The sequence below is a fragment of the Methylobacterium sp. BE186 genome (genome assembly GCF_031457035.1).
Classification (GTDB): Bacteria; Pseudomonadota; Alphaproteobacteria; order Rhizobiales; family Beijerinckiaceae; genus Methylobacterium; species Methylobacterium segetis.
This window is the reverse complement of record NZ_JAVDVV010000013.1, coordinates 82,931-102,113: the sequence shown is the minus strand read 5'-3', so window position 1 is coordinate 102,113 and position 19,183 is coordinate 82,931. Positions and strand designations below refer to the sequence as shown.

18 protein-coding genes are annotated in these 19,183 nt (G+C 69.7%); 7 read left to right on the top strand and 11 right to left on the bottom strand.

What is annotated here, in order from left to right; all coding sequences use genetic code 11:
* The first annotated feature begins 120 nt into the window (after nucleotides 1-120).
* A complete protein-coding gene (locus J2X36_RS15015) occupies nucleotides 121-1,599 on the top strand; it encodes an amino acid permease (RefSeq protein WP_132252351.1) in 1,479 nt (492 codons plus the stop codon).
* Between the two features lie 16 nt (nucleotides 1,600-1,615).
* Here the strand turns inward: J2X36_RS15015 and J2X36_RS15010 are convergent, their stop codons facing one another.
* The 3 genes from J2X36_RS15010 to J2X36_RS15000 all read right to left on the bottom strand — a co-directional run bounded on the left by J2X36_RS15010 (nucleotide 1,616) and on the right by J2X36_RS15000 (nucleotide 6,640).
* Nucleotides 1,616-2,515: an MBL fold metallo-hydrolase gene (locus J2X36_RS15010; protein WP_405029792.1), complete on the bottom strand. Its 900-nt coding sequence runs from the start codon at nucleotides 2,513-2,515 to the stop codon at nucleotides 1,616-1,618.
* Nucleotides 2,516-2,723: 208 nt separating this feature from the next.
* A complete protein-coding gene (locus J2X36_RS15005) occupies nucleotides 2,724-3,950 on the bottom strand; it encodes a murein L,D-transpeptidase family protein (RefSeq protein ID WP_310351044.1) in 1,227 nt (408 codons plus the stop codon).
* Nucleotides 3,951-4,078: 128 nt separating this feature from the next.
* A complete protein-coding gene (locus J2X36_RS15000) occupies nucleotides 4,079-6,640 on the bottom strand; it encodes an ABC transporter ATP-binding protein (protein ID WP_310351043.1) in 2,562 nt (853 codons plus the stop codon).
* 314 nt (nucleotides 6,641-6,954) lie between these two features.
* On the opposite strand from J2X36_RS15000, the gene J2X36_RS14995 reads away from it, so the two are divergent.
* From J2X36_RS14995 to J2X36_RS14980, 4 genes are all read left to right on the top strand, one after another.
* Nucleotides 6,955-7,779 carry a class II glutamine amidotransferase gene (locus J2X36_RS14995; RefSeq protein WP_132252346.1) on the top strand — a complete coding sequence of 275 codons (825 nt, stop codon included), beginning with the start codon at nucleotides 6,955-6,957 and terminating at the stop codon, nucleotides 7,777-7,779.
* Between the two features lie 126 nt (nucleotides 7,780-7,905).
* Nucleotides 7,906-8,646 carry a NepR family anti-sigma factor gene (locus J2X36_RS14990; protein WP_132252344.1) on the top strand — a complete coding sequence of 247 codons (741 nt, stop codon included), beginning with the start codon at nucleotides 7,906-7,908 and terminating at the stop codon, nucleotides 8,644-8,646.
* Nucleotides 8,647-8,785: 139 nt separating this feature from the next.
* Entirely contained in the window at nucleotides 8,786-9,199 is a 414-nt protein-coding gene (locus J2X36_RS14985; RefSeq protein WP_132252341.1) for a DUF1236 domain-containing protein, read from the top strand.
* Between the two features lie 177 nt (nucleotides 9,200-9,376).
* Entirely contained in the window at nucleotides 9,377-9,664 is a 288-nt protein-coding gene (locus tag J2X36_RS14980; RefSeq protein ID WP_132252339.1) for a hypothetical protein, read from the top strand.
* Here J2X36_RS14980 and mscL read toward each other — a convergent pair.
* From mscL to J2X36_RS14955, 5 genes are all read right to left on the bottom strand, one after another.
* Nucleotides 9,638-10,066 (bottom strand): large conductance mechanosensitive channel protein MscL, encoded by a 429-nt coding sequence (mscL, locus tag J2X36_RS14975; protein ID WP_132252337.1) that lies wholly within the window; start codon nucleotides 10,064-10,066, stop codon nucleotides 9,638-9,640. The two genes, J2X36_RS14980 and mscL, sit on opposite strands and share 27 nt — an antisense overlap.
* Nucleotides 10,067-10,206: 140 nt before the next feature.
* Nucleotides 10,207-11,046: a phosphatidylcholine/phosphatidylserine synthase gene (locus J2X36_RS14970; protein WP_310351035.1), complete on the bottom strand. Its 840-nt coding sequence runs from the start codon at nucleotides 11,044-11,046 to the stop codon at nucleotides 10,207-10,209.
* Between the two features lie 13 nt (nucleotides 11,047-11,059).
* On the bottom strand, nucleotides 11,060-11,770 hold the full coding sequence (locus J2X36_RS14965) for a phosphatidylserine decarboxylase (RefSeq protein WP_132252333.1): 711 nt from the start codon (nucleotides 11,768-11,770) through the stop codon (nucleotides 11,060-11,062).
* A 105-nt stretch (nucleotides 11,771-11,875) separates the two neighbouring features.
* The gene (locus J2X36_RS14960; protein ID WP_310351031.1) at nucleotides 11,876-13,795 is read right to left on the bottom strand and encodes an ABC transporter ATP-binding protein/permease; all 1,920 of its coding nucleotides are present in this window, start codon (nucleotides 13,793-13,795) and stop codon (nucleotides 11,876-11,878) included.
* A 119-nt stretch (nucleotides 13,796-13,914) separates the two neighbouring features.
* Nucleotides 13,915-15,543, bottom strand: coding sequence for a LysM peptidoglycan-binding domain-containing protein (locus J2X36_RS14955; protein ID WP_310351028.1), 1,629 nt, complete (start codon nucleotides 15,541-15,543; stop codon nucleotides 13,915-13,917).
* 231 nt (nucleotides 15,544-15,774) lie between these two features.
* On the opposite strand from J2X36_RS14955, the gene J2X36_RS14950 reads away from it, so the two are divergent.
* Nucleotides 15,775-16,377 carry a TIGR00730 family Rossman fold protein gene (locus J2X36_RS14950; RefSeq protein ID WP_132252327.1) on the top strand — a complete coding sequence of 201 codons (603 nt, stop codon included), beginning with the start codon at nucleotides 15,775-15,777 and terminating at the stop codon, nucleotides 16,375-16,377.
* A 67-nt stretch (nucleotides 16,378-16,444) separates the two neighbouring features.
* On the opposite strand, the gene J2X36_RS14945 is transcribed toward J2X36_RS14950, so the two are convergent.
* Nucleotides 16,445-16,621, bottom strand: a complete 177-nt coding sequence (locus J2X36_RS14945) for a hypothetical protein (RefSeq protein ID WP_165937819.1) — start codon at nucleotides 16,619-16,621, stop codon at nucleotides 16,445-16,447.
* Entirely contained in the window at nucleotides 16,618-18,000 is a 1,383-nt protein-coding gene (gene cysS / locus J2X36_RS14940; protein ID WP_310351023.1) for a cysteine--tRNA ligase, read from the bottom strand. Before cysS ends, J2X36_RS14945 begins: the two co-directional genes overlap by 4 nt.
* A gap of 233 nt (nucleotides 18,001-18,233) precedes the next feature.
* On the opposite strand from cysS, the gene J2X36_RS14935 reads away from it, so the two are divergent.
* Nucleotides 18,234-18,569 (top strand): hypothetical protein, encoded by a 336-nt coding sequence (locus tag J2X36_RS14935; RefSeq protein WP_310351021.1) that lies wholly within the window; start codon nucleotides 18,234-18,236, stop codon nucleotides 18,567-18,569.
* Between the two features lie 19 nt (nucleotides 18,570-18,588).
* On the opposite strand, the gene J2X36_RS14930 is transcribed toward J2X36_RS14935, so the two are convergent.
* Nucleotides 18,589-19,110 (bottom strand): CreA family protein, encoded by a 522-nt coding sequence (locus J2X36_RS14930; RefSeq protein WP_310351019.1) that lies wholly within the window; start codon nucleotides 19,108-19,110, stop codon nucleotides 18,589-18,591.
* Nucleotides 19,111-19,183 lie beyond the last annotated feature (73 nt).

Below are 19,183 nucleotides of genomic sequence, written 5' to 3'. Positions count from 1 at the left end.
GCCTCTTGCCTCGGGGTGGCCGCCGCGTCCCGCGCTGCTAGCTAGACGAGGACAGGTGCGCCTCGGCGCGGAGGCGGGCGGTTCGTGACGCGGCCCGAACGGAACCAGAGGACAGATTGTATGACGGCCGGCCTGACGAGCGACCTCCTGCGCACGAAATCGCTGGAGCGCCTCAACGCGGATGCGGAAGCCGGCGAGCACAGGCTGCAACGGACCCTCGGCCCCTGGAGCCTGATCGGCCTCGGCATCGGAGCGGTCATCGGTGCGGGTCTGTTCTCGCTCACCGGCATCGCCGCGGCCGAGCATGCGGGTCCGGCAGTCGTGATCTCCTTCGCCATCGCGGCGATCGGCTGCGCGTTCGCCGGCATGTGCTACAGCGAGCTCGCGGGCATGATCCCGGTCGCGGGCTCGGCCTACACCTATGCCTACGCCACGATGGGCGAGTTCGTCGCCTGGATCATCGGCTGGGACCTCGTGCTCGAATATGCGGTCGGCGCGGCCACCGTTTCCGTGAGCTGGTCGAAATACGTCGTCCGGTTCCTGCACGAATTCGGGATCGACCTGCCCGGAAACCTCGTGCACTCGCCCTTCGAGACCTACCAGCTCGCCGACGGCACGACCGCACACGGCCTCGTGAACCTGCCGGCGATCCTCATCATCTGCGCCGCCTCGTACCTGCTGATGATCGGCATCCGGGAATCGGCCCGGGTGAACGCCGCGGTGGTGATGGTGAAGCTCGCCGTCGTGGCGGCGGTCATCGGCGTCGGCGTGTTCTACATCAAGCCCGCCAACTACGTGCCTTTCATCCCCGAGAACACCGGCACGTTCGGCGAGTACGGCTGGAGCGGGATCATGCGCGCCGCCGGCGTCGTGTTCTTCGCCTATATCGGCTTCGATGCGGTCTCGACGGCGGCGCAGGAAGCCAAGAACCCGCAGCGGAACATGATGATCGGCATCCTCGGATCGCTGGCGATCTGCACGATCATCTACATCCTGTTCGCCGGCGTGCTGACCGGCCTCGTCCACTACGACGCCATGCGCGGCGACGCCGCGCCTGTGAACACCGCGATCGCGCAGACGCCCTTCCCCTGGCTGAAGAGCCTCGTGACGCTCGGCATCATCGCCGGCTTCTCGACCGTGATCCTCGTGCTCCTGCTCGGCCAGAGCCGGGTGTTCTACACGATGTCCCAGGACCGGCTGCTGCCCGGCCTGTTCTCCCGCATCCACCCCGAGTGGAAGACGCCCTACCGCTCGAACCTGTTCTTCATGGTCTTCACCGGCGCCCTCGGCGGCTTCCTGCCGATCAGCCAGCTCGGCCACATGACGAGCATCGGCACCCTGCTCGCCTTCGTCCTCGTCTGCCTCGGCGTGATCATCCTGCGGCGCACGCAGCCCGACGCGAAGCGCGAGTACCGGACGCCGCTGGTTCCGCTGGTGCCGATCCTCGGCATCGTCAGCTGCGGAGCCATGATGGTCTCCCTCGACGGCGAGACCTGGATCCGCCTCGTTGTCTGGCTGGCGATCGGACTGGTGATCTACTTCGCCTGGAGCCGCCGACACAGCCGCATCGGCCGAGAGGAAGAACGGGCCAAGGCCTGACGGCGGCCCGGCCGCGTCAGGCCATCGCGGCGAGGGCGAGCCCCTTGCTGCGGGCCTTCCGCACCGGGGCTCCGACCTCGACCACCTGCCGCTCCCGGGCGACGAAGGCGGTCGGCATCTCGGCCTGCATCTCCGCCTCGAGGCTGCGCAGGCGCGCGTCCGAGTGGCAGGGATGCAGGTGGATGATCCCGAGCGCCTTGACCCCGGCCGCGCGGGCGAGTTCGACGCCCTTCTGCCAGGTCGAGTGCCCCCAGCCGCGGCAGGTCGGATACTCGCAATCCGTGAACATGCCGTCGTAGATCATCAGGTCGGCACCCGCGACGAAATCCTTGAGCGCCGGATCCGGCCACGGATCGCTGTGCTCGATGTCGCTGATCACGCAGAGGCGCTTGCCCCCGTGCTCGAAGCGATACCCGACCGAGCCCTGCGGGTGGTTGAGGAGGATCGTGTCGACCCGCATCCCGTCCGGGAAGGTCAGCGTCTCGCCGGCCTTGAAGCCGTGGTGCTGGAGCGTGCAGGGCAGGACGTCGAGCGTAACCGGGAACAGCGGCGGCGCGAACAAGCGACCGAGGGCCTCCTCGGCGGAGGCACCGTCGAGGTTTCCGCAATACGTGTGGACCGTCCGCTCGGGATCGAACACCGCGGGCTTGAAGAAGGGGAGGCCGCCGGTGTGGTCGAGATGCAGGTGGCTGAACAGGAGATCGACCGATTTCGGCAGCGTCTCCCGGTGGAACTGGCCGCAATTATAGAGGCCCGATCCGGCATCGATCAGGAACATGCGCTCGCCGCAGCGAACCTCCAGACACGGGGTACTGCCGCCGAACTCGACGTAATCGGGTCCGCTGACCGGGGTTGAGCCGCGGACGCCCCAGAAGCGCAGCGTCAGGCCGCCGTCCGGGGCAAGACTTTTCGACATCATCATCGGGGTCGTTATACCAACTGACCTGATCGCTCACGATCAGGACCCTTTCGCCGCGGCGGCGTCAATGCATCCGCGCCGCTCGGCCGGTGGGCAAGAGGCGCCTCGCGCTCTCCACGCTCTGTGAGGTGGTCGTTGCGATGCGTTTCTGATGTGCGTGCGCGCACACGCCGCGGGACCTCCACGATGCTCGCTCCGCCGCGCGTCAGCGCTGCGCCAGCCGGCCCGGCTGGGTGGCCGGGTCGGCGGCGTAAGCCCAATGAGCGACCCCGCGGGCAGCCGGGTCCGAGCCCTGCCCGGCCAGTGCGATCCGCACGAGCCTCGGCAGCGTGTCGGCGTAGGTCGCGGGGGAATCGGAGAACGGGTCGGGCACCCGCTCGTAGGCCGCCACGAAGCGCGCGGAGACCGGATCGAAGGAGAGGCCGCTGCCCGGCGCGATCCAGCCGGCCCAGATCGCCTCCGGCACGGGCGCGGGCGCCCGGCGCGCCGGGATCACCACGACCTCCTGCCCGGCATAGGCCAGGGCCTCCGGTCGGCTGACCTCCCCGAGCGAGACGCCCTTCGAGGCGAGCGCCGCCCAGAACGCGTTCTGGCCGCCGTCGGAATAGGTGGTGCGCACCGCGGCCGCCCCGTCGTCCACGAGGGCCGCGATGCGCGCCTCCTCGGCCGCGCGCCGGATCGCGACCGCGCGCTCCTTGGCCGGCTCCTTCGCGGGGGTGAAGGCGTAGCGGCCCGCCTCGACGGTCACCTGCACCTCCTCGCCCGTCGCCTCGAAGCGGTCGGAGCCCTCCTTCAGCTGCCGCCAGAAGGCGATGTTCGGGTCCGTCCGGTGGCGCGCCATATTCGCGGCCGTCATCCGGAACGGATAGGACTGGAACTGGAAGGCCGCCTGCCCGCCCGCCAGCGCGTCCCGGGCGATGGCGTAGATCTCGCCGACGACCTGATCGGTCATGGCGAAGCAGCCCATCGACGAGCACACGCCGTGGACCATCACGGCGGAGCCCGTGCCGCCATGGGCGCGGTCGAAGGCGTTCGGGTAGCCGACGTCGAAGGAGAGATAGTAGCGCGAGTTCGGGTTCATCTGGCTCTTGGCCACGCTGTAGAACCCTTCCGGCGTCTGCCGGTCGCCGTTCTTGCGCTTCGGCCCGAGCTGGCCGGACCAGCGGCAGATCGGGAAGGTCTTGACGTGGACGAAACGTCCGCCGGCCGCCTTCTTCCAGACCTCGATCTCGGATTCCTTCTTGTAGGCGCGAAACAGAACGGGTGCGGAGGCGCTCGTGCCCTTGGATGCCATCAGCGACAGGGTCGCGGCCGGGATCGGCGCCTCGGCCTTGGCATTCTGCGCGCCCGCGGCGCCAGGCAGCAGCGATACGCCGAGAGCGACGGCGAGGATCGCGCCCCGCGAGAGCTGTCCGGCAATGGCAGGGAGCATGAGCGGCCCGGGAAATCGACGGCGCCGGTCGGCCCGCCGGTGCGGCACGGAGCACGCACGATTCGAGACGGTGGCGAGCCATTGCGGCGGGGGTGAGGCTGGTATCGCGCCCGGGACCTCTCGTCCCCTCAGGCCGGCACAGCTTCCTCGCGCGCAACGACCGTGTTGCGGGCGATCTGGACCACGGCGTCGAAGGGCGGCAGCGCCTCGAGGTCGGCGGAATCCGGCAGGCAGACGATCAGGCCGCACCCGGCGCGGGCCGACCGGAGGCGGGCAAGGCGCTCGCGGAACTCGTCGCTCTTGCGCTCCTCCATGAGGATCGCGACGACGAGGATGTCGGGGTCGCGGATGATGCAGCGGGCAAGATCGATGGCAATGCGCTCCCTCGGGCCGATCGCGCCTTCGCCGAGCCCGCTGCCCCCGCCCGCGGGCTCCACGCGGCTCTCGAGGCCGAGACGGTACACGGTGCGCTCCAGCCCTTCGTCGGAGAGCACGCGGCGCACCAGCGCACGCACCCGCGCCTCGGCCCCGGCCTCGCCGTAGGCAATGCGGCCGAAGAGCAGGTTCTCCTCAAGGCTCGCCGCGGCGTTGACCCGAGCGGGATCGTAGAACTCGACCTGTCCCCGCAGGTGCGTCGGCAGCATCGCGGCGAAGGATCGGCGGGCGGCCACGAGCCGCTCCTCGAAAGCGGCGTCGATCAGGCCGAAGCGGTGCCGTGTCTCGCTGTAGCGGAGCGAGAGGCCGATCAGCCGCTCGCGGTCGCGTTGCCCGGGCGCCCCCCGGCGCCAGCCACTGGCCTCGGACTGGCGGGCGACGAGATCCTCGAAATAGGCCCGCTCAGCGGCCGGGAAGAGCGAGAACGCGTCGAAGAGCGGATGATCGTTCGGGAGGTCGGCGAAGATCTCGACCGTGCTCCGTGCGACCTGCAGGCCGATCTCGGTGAGGGCGCGTGTGAGATCCTCCGCCTCCAGCACCGCACGCAGATAGGGGTGCCGGCCGAGATTGGCCGGCGCGAAGGCCGTGCCGATCGACTCGCCGAACAGGATGTTTTCTCCGACCGTCGCCTGATGGTTGTAGCGGTCGGGATCGAAGGCCTCGACGAGCCGCTCGGCACTGTCCGCCGCCAGGGCCGCGCGCACCGCCTGACGGGCCGCGACCACGGCGCCCGCGAGTTCGGGATCGGCCGCCGGATCGACGCGCCCGACGAGACCTCGGGCGTAGACGAAGCCGTCGAGCCCCGTCAGGCGGAGCGTCTCGACGAAGGTCGCTTCCGGAATCGTTGCGGCGGGCTCGGTGCCGTAGAGCAGGTTCTGGCGCAACGTCCCCTCGATCAGGATGGCTTCGCCCGCGGCGAAGGCGATCCGCCGGGCGCGCTCGGCCGGCTCGAAGGTCCGCATGTCGTGCCCGTCGAAGGTCGCGGACCCTGCGGTCGGCTCGATCTGGCCGGCCAGGACACCCGCCAGCACGCGGGCGCCGCTGCCGCGCCCGCCCGCGATGGCCACGTGCCCCGGCATCGGCAGCACGAGGTCGGCCGCGACGAGGCGCTCGCCGGAAGCCGGATCGTAGGCGCCGACCGTCGCGAGCGTGAGAAGACCCGCCCGGGGCACGGGGACGGCGTGGGTGCTCCTGCGCGGGCGTCGCCGCTCGAGCTCATCGAGAGACCGGACGATTTCGCGGAAAGTGGGGGCGATGTCGGCGCGCAGGACGTAGAGGCGCAGCGTCACGGCGAGCAGCAGGGCGGCGAGGACGAAGGCGCCCGCCGCCGCGGCGAGCGCGCCCGGCGAGACGGGTGCGGCGGGCGGTGCCCCCGGCACGGTTCCGCCCCGCCACAGGGCCGCACCGAGCGCCAGCGCCGGTACGAGCACGGCGAGCGCCACCGCCGGGGCACGGGCATAGGCCAGGCGCGCCTCGGCGTGACCGAGTGCGCCGCGACTCGCGACGGCCTTCGCGCGGAGCCGGGCGCGCTCCTGCGCGGCGGCACCGTGGGCCCGCACGGCCGGCAGGCGGCGCACCAGATCGACGAGCGTACGCTCGACCAGCCCGCTGACATTGCGGCGCAGAGACGCCCGGGCTCGGCCGCCGCGCAGGATGAGTGTGCCCGCCAATCCGGAGGCGAGCAGGCCCACGACGGCGACGGGCAGGAGCCGCGGCGCCGCGACAGCGGAGGCGAGGGCTGCCATCAGGATCGCCGCAATCGTCAATGCGGGCACGAGGATGCCGACGGCCAGCAAACCGTCCACGCGCCCCAGCAACCCCCCGACGAGATGCGCGAGGCTGCGCGCTTCGTCGCGCGCTCCGAGCGGCGCATTGAGAATCGCGTCGGTCGTCGCCCGCCGAAGCTGCCACACGGCCCGCGCCTCGGCGGAGAAGCACAGTCGCGCCACCACCCAGCCGAGGGCGGCGAGGAGGAGCGCGACGGCGGCGAGCGTGAGGAACCCCGCAAGTTCGAGGGCGACCGGGGAGAGGGGCCAGCCCTCCGCCAGCACGATCTCGCCGTCTAAGGACGCAACGGACAGGCGTAGGAAGGGCAGGATTGTCGCGGTGTCCCGGCCGAGCGTGTCGGCGAGGTCGCGCAGGCAAAGGAGCGCGAGCGCGGCGAGCGGCGCACCCACGCCCAGTGCTAGTCCCACCGCCGCAGCGTGCCGGCTTTTCGCAGCGCGCCACGCGAAGAGGATCGGATCGCGTTCCATCGCAGTCCCGGGCTCGAGTGCGGGCTTGGCGCGGTCTTACGGCGCGTCGGGGCGCGCGCAAAGCGCGACCGCGCACCCGGCCGACGTGGAGGATATGACGGGTCGCAGTGCACATCGCGCGGATGGATAATCGGGGCTCCCCCGCTTTTCGGGTGCGCGGTTCATTCGGAGCATGTGAGGCAGCCAGCTGCTGCAGCCTGCAAGGCAAGACACGCGCCGAATACATCGGCGAGCGCGAGCGTGACGGTTGTTCGAGCGGCGCGAGGCTTCTACATCTCGGCTCCCGGTCTCCCGTCAGCGTCGAAAATCCAACGATGTGCGAACTGCTCGGCATGAGCGCGAACGTGCCCACCGATATCCGCTTCTCCTTCGCCGCCCTGGCCCGCAGGGGCGGCGAGACCGGCCCCCACGCGGACGGGTGGGGCATCAGCTTCTACGAGGGCCGGGGCTGCAGGACCTTCCACGATCCCGAGCCGAGCGCGCGCTCCGAACTCGCCAAGCTCCTGCGGAACTACCCGATCAAGAGCCGCATCGTCGTGGCGCATGTCCGCAAGGCCAATCGCGGGCGCGTGTCGCTTGAGAATACCCATCCCTTCTCCCGCGAATTGTGGGGACGGCGCTGGACCTTCGCGCATAACGGCCAGCTGAAGGGCGTGAAGCGGCTGCCGCTCACCGGCTTCCACCCCGTCGGCACCACCGACAGCGAGCACGCCTTCTGCTGGATGATGGGGCAGCTCCAGGCGCGCTGGCGCGGCCTGCCGAAGCCCGGGGCCCTCGATCGCGCGGTGGCCGACCTCTGCGCCGAATTGCACGGCCGGGGCGTGTTCAACATGCTCCTGTCGGACAGCCGCTCCCTCTACGCGCATTGCGGCAAGCGACTCTGCTACCTGACCCGCTCGGCGCCCTTCGGCACGGCGACGCTGATCGACGAGGATTGGCACGTCGATTTCGCGCAGGAGACCACGGAGCGCGATGTCGTCACCGTGATCGCCACCCAGGCCCTGACCCGCGACGAGACCTGGACCGACCTCGAGCGGGGGGACGTGCTCGTCCTGCGCGACGGGGGCATCCGCCTCCTGAAGCCGAGCCGCGCGGCCCGGACGCTCGCGGCGCCCGTGAGCGCCTCCCACGCCTGTTGATCGGCGTCCCGACACGGCGCCGCAGGGTGCGCACGGGAGCTTGATGCGCTACAACCCTCGTCAAACCATGCCGCCTGCCGGAAGAGGACCGCCGGCCTGCGCAGCAAGAACATATCAAGACGAGCCATGCAGAGCGACGAGATCCAGACCCTCCCAGACCGCCACGACGGCGATTCGGACGCGCGGCCGAACCTGAGCGCCAGTATCCGCACGCATCTCGGCGATCACCTTCGCAACGCCTACGAGGCGATCGGCCAGGCCGAGATGCCGAACCGTTTCGCCGAGCTGATCGAGAAGCTGGAAGCGGCCCTGCGCGCACAGGGCGAGGCCGTCGAGCCGGATTTCCGTGACGGTCTGCTCGCGGCCGTACCCAGCCTGCGCGCCTTCGCCCTCTCGCTGACCTCCAATCCCGCCCGCTCCGACGACCTCGTGCAGGACACGCTCCTGAAGGGCTGGCAGCACCGAGCCCGCTTCCAGCCGGGCACCAACCTCAATGCCTGGCTGTTCACGATCCTGCGGAACATCTTCTACTCGGACCACCGCAAGCGCGTCCGCGAGGTCGAGGATCAGGACGGCTCCTACGCGGCCCGCCTCGCCACCGCTCCCCATCAGGGCGACCGCCTCGACGTCGAGGACCTGCAGAGCGCCCTCGCCAAGCTGCCGCCGGACCAGCGCGAGGCCCTCGTTCTCGTGGGCGCCGAAGGCGTGTCCTACGAGGAGGCCGCCACGATCATGGGCTGCAAGGTCGGCACCGTGAAGAGCCGCGTCAGCCGCGCCCGCGGGCGCCTCGCCGAGCTTCTCGGCTATGACGAGGAGGATCTCGGCTCGGACCGCTTCATCCAGTCGGCCATGCCGAAGGAGGCCTGATCGCACCGTCGAATCGGCGTTGAACAAATTATAGGCATAGGAAATTTCGACGCATCCCTTTCGGGATATCGCGCGTTACCGGCCCAAGCTCCGCTGTGCACCTTGAGCGCATCGGTCCCTTGAAACCGGAGATTTCTCTATGAAGATCAAGACCCTCCTCGCGGCTTCCGCGATCGCTCTCGCCCTCCCGATGGCCGCCCAGGCCCAGGGCCTCGTGCGCGGTGCCGAGCAGGGCGCTCGCGACGGCGCCGATGCGGCGGGCCCGGTCGGCGCGATCGTCGGCGGCGCGGTCGGCGCGGCCACGGGCACGGTCGGCGGCATCCTCGGCGTCGATGATCGCCCGCGCTTCCGCAGCTACGTCACCGAGCGTCGCGTGCGCTCCTACGATTACGACGGCCGCGTCGCCGTCGGCACCACGCTGCCGAGCAGCGGCGTGACCTACTACGAGGTGCCGGACGATTACCGCGTGAAGCCCGGCTACCGCTACACGGTGGTGAACGATCGCCCGGTGCTGGTCGACCGTAGCCACCGCATCGTCGAAGTGATCGACTAAGCTCGGCGCGGCGCCCTGCGGCGCCGTACAGGACAAGGCCCCGACGCGCCGCGTCGGGGCCTTCGTCGTTTACACAAGACGGTGAGCGCGTTCGGAACCTCACCTTTTCTCTGCCATTGCCGCGCAACGCTGACCTTGCCGACACGTTAGCGTGATCGAGTAACGGAGATCGCGACAATGCAGAACGACGACACCGAGTCCGATCCTGTCCTCCCCGAGCCGGTCCGGGACCATCTCGGCCAGCAGCTTCGAACCGTCTACCATGTGGACGCCGGCAAGCCGGAATTCCTCGGCGACGAGGCGGTGCCTAAGGCCTTCGAGCCGCAGATCAAACGCCTTGAGACGCGCCTGAAGACGCACGAGGAGGGCACCGCCGCCGTGGGAGATGCGCTGGACCGCATTCTCGACGCCTTCGGTCTGGAGCCGGGCGAGGGCCCGTCAGACGCGCGGGCGAACGGCAAGTAGGTCGCGGATCTCTCCCAGGATCCTCACGTCCGCCGGCACCTCGGCCACGGCCTCGGGCTTCTTTTCCTCGCGGGTCTGCAGCTTGTTCATGGCGCGGATCACGAGGAAGAGCACGAAGGCGACGATCATGAAATTCAGCGCCACGGTGATGAACTGCCCGTAACCGAGCACGGCGCCCTGCTTCTTGGCCTCCGCGTAGGCGAGGCCGGTCTGCACCTTCGACGAGAGGGGGATGTAGTAATTTGAGAAGTCGAGGCCGCCGGTCACGGCGCCAATCATCGGCATGAAGACGTCCTGCACCGCCGAGGTCACGATGGCGCCGAAGGCCGCGCCGATGATGACGCCGACGGCGAGGTCGACCACGTTGCCGCGCAGCGCGAATTTTTTGAATTCCTCGAGCATCGCAGCCCTCCGCTAGGACAGGCCGCCGCACGCGGCCCCCGCGAAGCTTAGGGAAAGACGTTGCGCCGAGACAGACCGGGCGGCACCTATCCACGGCGGAAGCGGGCTCCGGGATCGCGGAGAGCACCGGCCCCGGGGCGTCAGGTCCGCGGTGCTCCGGGCTCGTCCGTCAGAGGCGCCCGAACCGCGGCCTCCCGCCTCACGCGGCGTCGGTACTGCATCGCGCCGATCGGAATCACAGCCAGATAGGCGAGGCTGATCGCGACCATGACCTCGAACGGGAAGCTGATCGCCACGCCGAAGATCGCGACGCCGAGGAGAAAGATCGGCAGCACCCAGGCACGCGGCACCCGCTTCCCGATCGTCTTGCCCGAGAAGGTGGGTACGGTCGAGACGACGAGGAGCGCGATGCAGAGGACGTAGACCAACACCAGGGGCGCCGCCCATTTCTCGAAGGAGAAGCCGAGAAAGTGGAGGTAGAGCGGCAGCATCGCCGTGAGCGCCCCGGCGGGTGCGGGCATCCCGACGAAGAAGTCCTTCTTCCACTCGGGCCGGTTGGGGTCGTCCAGCATCGCGTTGAAGCGGGCAAGGCGCAGGCCCATCGCGATGGCGAAGATGAGGGCCACGATCCACCCGACCGAGCGCAGATGGAACAGCGCGAAGCCGTAGAGGATGAGGGCCGGCGCGCAGCCGAAATTCACGAAATCGGCCAGCGAATCGAGCTCCGCCCCGAAGCGGGAGGTGCCTTTGAGGAGGCGCGCAACCCGCCCGTCGACGCCGTCGAGGAGGGCGGCCACGACGATCGCGATCACCGCAGGCTCGAACTTGCCCTCGAAGGCGAGACGGATCGCGGTGAGCCCGAGGCACAGGGCCATCAGGGTGATCATGTTCGGGGCGATTACCCGGAACGGCACCGGCTTGAAGCGGCGCGGCTTCGGCTCGTTCGGGTCCGGGGCGAAGGGTGGGAAGAGCTCGTCCATCGATCCCCTCCCCTCAGATCCGGCGGAAGCTGCGCTCGGGACCGCCCGAGAGGTCGGCAAGCACCGTCTCGCCGGCCACGGCCTTCTGTCCGAGGCCGACGAGGACGCGGGTGCCCGCCGGCAGGTATACGTCGACGCGGGAGCCGAAGCGGATCAGGCCGAACCGCTCGCCGACCTGCAGGGAGTCGCCCGCCGCCACGAAGCCGACGATGCGGCGCGCGACGAGACCGGCGATCTGCACGACGCCGACACGAAGGGGGGCGCCCTTGTGCAGCGTCTCCATCACGAGACCGTTGCGCTCGTTGTCCTCGCTCGCCTTGTCGAGCTCGGCGTTGAGGAACAGGCCCGGCGTGTAATGGATCTGCCCGATCCGGCCCGTCACCGGCACGCGGTTCACGTGACAGTCGAACACGTTCATGAAGACCGAGATGCGCGTCATCGGCACCTGCGGCAGGTCGAGTTCCGGAGGCGGCAGCACCGTGGCGATGAGGTTGACGCGGCCGTCCGCCGGCGAGACGACGAGGCCCTCCCCCACCGGGGTGATGCGCTCGGGATCGCGGAAGAAGTAGCAGACCCAGAGTGTGAGGATCAGGAAGATCCAGCCGAAGAACTGCGAGAAGTAGCCCGCCACCACCGTCAGCACGATGCCGATCAGGATGAAGGGGTAGCCCTCCTTGTGAATCGGGACCAGAACGCGGCGGATTGTCTCGAAGAGGTCGGTCATGGAGGTTCAGGCACTCCTGCGGTCGGCCGCTTCACGCGCTCCGGCGGGGCCGGATGGCAGTCCTAGGGATTTCCGTCAACAGTCGTCGGGCCGGGAGGGGCCGCCTCACTCGGCCGGTACCGGCTCGGCGGCGCCCCGGCGGGGCGGCGCGACGGCCGGGAGATCGTCTTCGTCCTCCGCGCGCTTCAGGGCCTCGCGGGCCTCATCCGCCTCGCGCTGGCGGTTCCACATCGCCGCGTAGATGCCGTCCTGCGCGAGCAGGCTCGCATGGTCGCCCCGCTCCGCGATGAGCCCGCGGTCGAGCACGAGGATCTCGTCGGCGTTGACGACGGTCGAGAGACGGTGCGCGATGACGAGGGTGGTGCGGCCCCGCGACACGCGGTCGAGGGCGTCCTGGATCTCGCGCTCGGTGAAGGAATCGAGGGCGGAGGTTGCCTCGTCGAGGACGAGGATCGGCGGCCCCTTCAGGATGGTCCGGGCGATCGCCACGCGCTGCTTCTCGCCTCCCGACAGCTTCAGGCCACGCTCGCCAACCGGCGTGTCGTATCCCTCCGGCAGGCTCGAAATGAAGCGGTCGATCTGGGCAAGGCGGGCCGCCTCGCGGATCTCCTCCGGGCTGGCGTCCCAGCGGCCATAGCGGATGTTGTAGCCGATCGTGTCGTTGAACAGCACCGTGTCCTGAGGGACCATGCCGATCGCGGCCCGCAGGCTGTCCTGGCGAACCTGCGCGATGTCCTGCCCGTCGATCGTGATGCGGCCGGCCTGCGGCTCGTAGAAGCGGAACAACAGGCGCGACAGGGTCGACTTGCCAGCGCCCGAGGGACCGACGATCGCCACCGTCCGGCCGGGAGGCACCGCGAAGGAGACGCCCCGCAGGATCGGCCGATCCGGATTGTAGGCGAAGCGGACATCCTCGAAGCGCAAGGCCGCCTGCTCGACGCGCAACGGCGCGGCGCCCGGCCTGTCCGCGATCTCCGGGTTGCGGTGGAGGATGCGGAACATGTCGTCGATGTCGATCAACGCCTGTTTGATCTCGCGGTAGATCATGCCCATGAAGTTCAGCGGCATCGAGAGTTGGATCAGCATCGTGTTCACGAGCACGAAGCCGCCGATCGTGGTTCGGCCCGCCAGGATGTCGCGCGCGGACAGCCACATCACGATCGTCATGCCGATGGTGAAGATCACGGCCTGCCCGGCGTTCAGCACGGCGAGCGAGACGTAAGTCTGGGTCGACGCCTTCTCGTACTTCGCCATCGAGGCGTCGTAGCGCTCGGTCTCGCGCCCTTCCGCACCGAAATACTTGACCGTCTCGTAGTTCAACAGCGAGTCGACGGCCTTGGTGTTGGCCTCGGTGTCGGAATTGTTCATCCGGCGCCGGATCGCGATCCGCCACTCCGTCGCCTTGTAGGTGAAGGCGAGATAGGCGAGCACCGTCAGCAGCACGACGACCGAGTAGATCCAGTCGAATTCGTAGGCGAGGACGCCGATGACGAGTGCGAACTCGACGATCGTTGGCACCAGGGTCAGCACCATCAGGCGCGACAATTCCTCGATGCCGGCCCGGCCCCGCTCCAGGACGCGGGTGAGGCCGCCGGTCTTGCGCTCCAGGTGGAAGCGCAGCGACAGGCGGTGCATGTGCTCGAAGGTCCGGAGCGCGAGGCGGCGCACGGCGTGCATCGCGACCTTGGCGAAGAGCCCGTCGCGTACTTGGGTGAGTGCGCTCATGATGATGCGCGACAATCCGTAGAGCGCGATCATCAGCATCGGCGCCGCGAAGAGGCCGGTGGGGAGGCTCTCGCCGGGCTTCGCGCTGACGGCCGCGACGAGGGCGTCCGTGGCCCATTTGAAGGTGAACGGCGTCACCATCGTCGCGACCTTGGCGACGAGCAGGAGACCGAAGGCCAGGAAGACGCGCCGCTGCAGGTCCGGCCGGCCGTGGGGCCAGAGGTAGGGCCAGAGCCGGCGATAGGTGGCGACGAGGCCGGGGCGCTCGGTGGGCGCGGCCGGGCCGGGTTCGGAACTCATGGGCGACGTGTCCGGGAATGCGGGTTCGGGCCCGCATATAGGCGCGGCGGGTCCCGCGTGCACGCCCGGCCCGGGCAGGGCGGCCCTGCGAGCAGGCGGGGGCAGCATCCCGCCCGCGATCAGCCGCGCTTCTTCTGCCGCTGCGCCGCGCCCTCGTCAGTCGGGAGCACGAAGATCTGGCCGGGATAGATCAGGTCGGGATCGCGGATCTGCCCCTGGTTGGCGTCGTAGATCACCGTGTAGCGGTCGCCCTTGCCGTAGGTGCGCCGGCTGATCTGCCACAGGCTGTCGCCGCGCGTGATCTTGGCGGTGTTGATCTCGGCGACGAAGACGCCCTTCCCCTCGCCCGGCGCAGGGGCCGCGCTGGTCTGGGCCGCCGGCGTCTCGGCCCTCGCCGAAGCCTCGAGGGCGACCTCGGGCGGTGCCGCAGCAGCCGCCGGCTTCGTGCCCTCGCTCGCGATCTCGGGCGGCCGGGTCGGCGGCGAACGGGGCGCGATCTCGGGCCTCGCCTCAGGCTGCGCGGGCGCCGCAAGCGGGGCGCCCTCGGGCGCGGGGTGCGGTCTCGCCTGAGCCGCCCCGGGCATCGGTGAGGCGGAGGAAGGCCGTGGCGCCTGGGCTGGCGCCTGACCCTCGGCGCGGCTCGTGGGTGAAGGAGGGGCCTCCGGACGCTCGCGGCTCGCCACCCGTGCGGGCGTCGGGTAGCTGAACGGGACCTCGGAGCGCGCTCGCACCTTGCCGGAGACCGGGTCCACCTGATCGACGCGGACCTTGTAGTCGCCTGGGCGCACGCCCCGGCCGATCGTGAAGGTCACCTTGCCGTCGGCGCCGACGCTGCCCGGCGCCACCAGCGTGTCGTTGAGGTAGAGGCGCACCGTCGCGCCGGGCGCGGCCTGGCTCGTGATGTAAAGGCGGCCGCCCTCCTGCGCGTCCACGCTGACGATCTTCACCGGAGCCGCCGCCTGCGCCTCGGGCTTCGCACCGGCCTCGGCCTTCGAGGGCGCACCAGGGCCACCCGCTTGGGGCTCTCCGGTCGCTGTCGCGCCGGGGCGCATCCCAGCCATCTGCGGGCCCGATTCCGGCTGGGAGAGGACGACGGTGGGCTGATCGGGAGAGGTCAGGGCGACGAGGGGCTTCGCATCCCGCTTCGGCGCGATCACGACCGCAACGCTCTGCTTCGAGCGCTGCTCGCGCCCGTCGGGGCCGGCCGAGCGCAGCACGATGTCGCTGCTGCCCGGCGCCAGGGTCGGCGGCACGATGGCGAATTGTCCCGATGGGTCGGCAAGCGCGCGGGCGACGGGCTTGCCGTTCACCAGCAGCTCGACGGTCGTGTTGGGCGCGCCGCGCCCCGCGATCACGGACTCGCCGTCCGGCTCCACGCGGATCACGTCGAAGGTCGGCCCGGCCTCGGGAAGAGCGGCGGGCGGCCTGGCCTCGGGCTCGGCGCTCGGCCGCGCCGCAGGCTGGCCCGGTGCGGGTGCGAGAGTCGCCTGCGGCTTCTCCGCGGGTGAGGGATCCGACCCGGCCCGGGCCTTGCCCGGATCGCCGGCCGAGGATTCGGGCCGCGCGTCCGTCCCGCGCCCTGAAGGCGCGTCGAGGACGCCTGCAGGCGCGCGCGCCTCGCCCGGTCGCGCGGGCTCGGAAGCGCGCTTCATGTACTCGCCGGCACCGAACAGCCCGACCACGAGCAGGAACCCGCACAGCAGGCCGATGCCGGCTAGTCCGAGGCTCCGCCGCAACTCCGCCGTCATGGCGTCCTACTCCCCGCATGTCGACGGGGCCGGACCGCCCTCCGAAGCGGCCGGTCCGCGGATAAAACCGTCGACTGGTCCCGGCATATTAACGTACATGACCGAGACACCAAGCCGCCGACGCCCTCGTTGGGGCGAATCCCGCGCGAATTCAGCAGTTTGGCACAGTCCGACGCGGTGCATGCGCCCGGACCCGCGGCGGTGCGGCGAAGCGAGACAGGAGGACGCCGGATGGCGCCGGTGAAGACGGTCTGCGTGTATTGCGGCTCCGGGTTCGGGGAGAATCCGGCGTTCCGCCAAGCCGCCGAGACCCTCGGGCGCTCGCTGGCCGCGGCCGGAATCGGGCTCGTCTACGGCGGCGGGAATGTCGGCCTGATGGGAACGGTGGCGCGCGCCGTCCTCGACGGCGGAGGCCACGTCACCGGCATCATCCCGGACTTCCTGAAGTCGCGCGAGCGCATGCTCGACGACATCCAGGAGACGGTCGTGGTGGGTGACATGCACACCCGCAAGCGCATGATGTTCGATCGCTCGGATGCCTTCGTGGCGCTGCCCGGCGGCATCGGCACGCTGGAGGAGCTCGTCGAGCAATTGACGTGGGCTCAGCTCGGCCAGCATGCCAAGCCGATCCTGCTCGTCTCGGTCGCGGATTTCTGGCGCCCGCTTCTGACCCTGTTCGACCACATGCGCGGCCACGGCTTCATCCGCGACGGCCTCGACCTGAACTACCTCGTGGCCCGGGACGCATCCGAGGTCGTGCCGATGCTGCGCCGTGAAGCCTCCCACCGGGAGCCGGCGCCGGAGGCGGACGAGTTCATCAAGGAGCGGTTCTGAGGGCCGGCAACGCGCCCTCCGCCAAGCGTCCTCGTTCGGGTCCGCGAACCGGGCCGGAGGGTCAGGCTTATCCTGTGCGCTCGCGCCCCTGTCCCTGACCCTGTCGAATCTCCTGCAGCGCCTGCGGATGTTGGCGCGAATCGGCGCCCACCGACGGATCGATCGTGCCGACCAGGGCCGGTTTCAGCTCGTAACGGCCGGCATCGATCACGACGACGGGCTGGCAACCGGCCGCGTCCGTCACGGCGCGACGCTCCATGTCGTCGTGCCGTCCTTGTTGTCCTTGACGGTCACGCCGATGGCCGCGAGCGCGGCGCGCACGCGGTCGGATTCCGGCCAGTCCTTGGCCGCGCGGGCGACGCGGCGCGCTTCGATCAGCGCCTCGACCGCGGCGACATCGACGCCGGAGGCCCGCACGCTCGCGGCGTCCCGCTCCGAGCGCGTCTGGCAGAGAAAGCCGAGGAGGTTCGCGCCAGCCTTCAGGGCAGCCGGATCGTCGAGCCGGTGGATCTCGGCGAGCGCCGCGGCGGTGTTCAGATCGTCCAGCAGCGGCTCGAGGACACTCTCCGGCGCATCGGCGGACGGGGCCGCGTCGCCGACATGGCCGTACCAGCGCTCCAGCATGCGGCTCGCGTCGTCCAATCCCCGCAGCGTCCAGTCGATCGGCTGGCGGTAATGCGTCTTGAGCATGGCGAGCCGCACGACGTCGCCGGGCCAGTCGTTCAGCACCTCGCGGAGCGTCACGAAGTTGCCGAGCGACTTCGACATCTTCTCGCCCTCGACCTGCAGGAAGCCGTTGTGCAGCCAGACGTTGGCCATCACCTCCGTGCCGAAGCAGCAGCGGGACTGCGCGACCTCGTTCTCATGGTGCGGGAAGATGAGGTCGATGCCGCCGGCATGGATGTCGAACGTGGTGCCGAGATGCTTCCACGACATCGCTGAGCACTCGATGTGCCAGCCGGGCCGGCCCGGCGCCGCGATGCCCGAGGGCGAGGGCCAGGACGGCTCGCCGGGCTTCGACGGCTTCCAGAGAACGAAGTCGAGGGGTGAGCGCTTGTAGGGCGCGACCTCGACGCGGGCCCCGGCCTCCATCTCGTCGAGGGGGCGCTTCGAGAGAGCACCGTAATCGGGCATCGAGGGTACGTCGAACAGGACGTGATCCTCCGCCACGTAGGCGTGGCCGGCCGCGACCAGCCCCTCGATCAAGTTCACCATCTCGACGATGTGATCGGTCGCGCGCGGCTCGACGAAGCGCGGGCGCTCGCCCGGCCGGTTCACGTCCTCCGGCATCAGGACGCCGAGGGCACGGATGTCCGCGTGGAAGGCAGCGAGCGTGCCGTCCGTCAGCTCGCGGATGGTGATGCCGCGCTCAAGCGCGCGCGCGTTGATCTTGTCGTCCACGTCCGTGACGTTGCGGGCGTAGGTGACCTGCGCCGCGCCGTAGAGGTGGCGCAGCAGGCGGAAGAGCAGATCGAAGACGATGATCGGGCGCGCGTTGCCGATATGGGCCGCGTCGTAGACCGTGGGTCCGCAGGCGTACATGCGCACATGGCTGGGGTCGATCGGCACGAAGGGCGCCTTCTCCCGGGTCAGCGTGTTGTAGAGCCGCAACATTGGCGCCATGAAACCCACTCTCGTCCCTTTGGCTGCCGGCCGGTCTCCAGCCCCTGTTGCGCGGAGGCGACGGCCCCGCCGGCTCTCCTGCGCTAACCCAAAACGGTGAGCTTTTCGAGAACGACGACGGGCCATGCGCCCGACCGCTCGAAGAGGTGCGCGTCCGACGTTCTAAAGCCTTTGTTTACCGTCGCGTCGGACCTTCAGCGCAATCGTCAATGGTTTGGTCAGGAGAGACCTTCATGCGTCGTACGGCTGCCGGCCTCAGCGCTTTTCTCGGCGTTCTACTTCTCACCGCTGCCGTGCAGCCCACCCGCGCCGGAACCGAGGCGGCGCCCGCCGCGATCGAGCGCACCTTCCTGATCCCCTCGAGCGAGGGCTACGGCGTCGGCGACTGCCTGACCGGCGGCCAGAGCGAGTGCGGGCAAGTGGTCGCCAACGCGTGGTGCGAGTCGCAGGGCTTCGCCTCGGCCGCCTCCTATGGCATCGCCGCGCAGGAGGACTACACCGGCGCCATCGACACCGTGCCCTCTCCGAAGCGCGACGAGCGCCCGATCCGCATCACCTGCCAGGATTGAGGATTCGCGAGGCGGCGCCTCACTTCAGGAAGTCGGCGCATTTCGGCGGCGGCTCCGTGCCCCAGGGCATCAGCGGGACCGTCGAGGTCGAGTTCTTCGGCGATCCCTGGATCACCTTGTCCGAGTAGACCATGTAGATCAGCGTGTTGCGCTTCGCGTCGCAGCCGCGCACGATCTGCATCGACTTGAAGATCAGCGAGCGCCGCTCGCTGAACACGACCTCGCCCTGCTTGAACTTGTCCTTGAACTGGACAGGGCCGACCTGCCGGCACGCGAGCGAGATGTCCGAGACGTCCTCGGCGAGGCCGAGCGTACCCTTGATGCCGCCCTTCTCGGGTTGCGTGTAGTGGCAGGCGACGCCGCCCACGATCGGATCGTCGATGCCGTAAACGACGAGCTTGTCGTTCGGCGTCAGCGGCCGCCACACCGTCGACTTGTCGAAGATCCGGTCCGGATCGTCGGCCGCAGCGGCCGGCGCGGAGAGCGCCGCGAGCGCGACGAGGCCCGCGCCGACCGCTCCTGTGAGACTCCGAAGCCACATAGTTCAACCTTTCCCCCGCTGATGCGACGTGGCGCATGTAGGGAGGGTGTCCCTGAGGCGCGAGGCCGCGTAA

What these genes read in the sequence shown, in the direction of transcription:
- J2X36_RS15015 (WP_132252351.1), top strand. Translation starts at nt 121, where the DNA reads ATGACGGCCGGCCTGACGAGCGACCTCCTGCGCACGAAATCGCTGGAG.
- J2X36_RS15010 (WP_405029792.1), bottom strand. Translation starts at nt 2,515, where the DNA reads ATGTCGAAAAGTCTTGCCCCGGACGGCGGCCTGACGCTGCGCTTCTGG.
- J2X36_RS15005 (WP_310351044.1), bottom strand. Translation starts at nt 3,950, where the DNA reads ATGCTCCCTGCCATTGCCGGACAGCTCTCGCGGGGCGCGATCCTCGCC.
- J2X36_RS15000 (WP_310351043.1), bottom strand. Translation starts at nt 6,640, where the DNA reads ATGGAACGCGATCCGATCCTCTTCGCGTGGCGCGCTGCGAAAAGCCGG.
- J2X36_RS14995 (WP_132252346.1), top strand. Translation starts at nt 6,955, where the DNA reads ATGTGCGAACTGCTCGGCATGAGCGCGAACGTGCCCACCGATATCCGC.
- J2X36_RS14990 (WP_132252344.1), top strand. Translation starts at nt 7,906, where the DNA reads ATGCAGAGCGACGAGATCCAGACCCTCCCAGACCGCCACGACGGCGAT.
- J2X36_RS14985 (WP_132252341.1), top strand. Translation starts at nt 8,786, where the DNA reads ATGAAGATCAAGACCCTCCTCGCGGCTTCCGCGATCGCTCTCGCCCTC.
- J2X36_RS14980 (WP_132252339.1), top strand. Translation starts at nt 9,377, where the DNA reads ATGCAGAACGACGACACCGAGTCCGATCCTGTCCTCCCCGAGCCGGTC.
- mscL (WP_132252337.1), bottom strand. Translation starts at nt 10,066, where the DNA reads ATGCTCGAGGAATTCAAAAAATTCGCGCTGCGCGGCAACGTGGTCGAC.
- J2X36_RS14970 (WP_310351035.1), bottom strand. Translation starts at nt 11,046, where the DNA reads ATGGACGAGCTCTTCCCACCCTTCGCCCCGGACCCGAACGAGCCGAAG.
- J2X36_RS14965 (WP_132252333.1), bottom strand. Translation starts at nt 11,770, where the DNA reads ATGACCGACCTCTTCGAGACAATCCGCCGCGTTCTGGTCCCGATTCAC.
- J2X36_RS14960 (WP_310351031.1), bottom strand. Translation starts at nt 13,795, where the DNA reads ATGAGTTCCGAACCCGGCCCGGCCGCGCCCACCGAGCGCCCCGGCCTC.
- J2X36_RS14955 (WP_310351028.1), bottom strand. Translation starts at nt 15,543, where the DNA reads ATGACGGCGGAGTTGCGGCGGAGCCTCGGACTAGCCGGCATCGGCCTG.
- J2X36_RS14950 (WP_132252327.1), top strand. Translation starts at nt 15,775, where the DNA reads ATGGCGCCGGTGAAGACGGTCTGCGTGTATTGCGGCTCCGGGTTCGGG.
- cysS (WP_310351023.1), bottom strand. Translation starts at nt 18,000, where the DNA reads ATGGCGCCAATGTTGCGGCTCTACAACACGCTGACCCGGGAGAAGGCG.
- J2X36_RS14935 (WP_310351021.1), top strand. Translation starts at nt 18,234, where the DNA reads ATGCGTCGTACGGCTGCCGGCCTCAGCGCTTTTCTCGGCGTTCTACTT.
- J2X36_RS14930 (WP_310351019.1), bottom strand. Translation starts at nt 19,110, where the DNA reads ATGTGGCTTCGGAGTCTCACAGGAGCGGTCGGCGCGGGCCTCGTCGCG.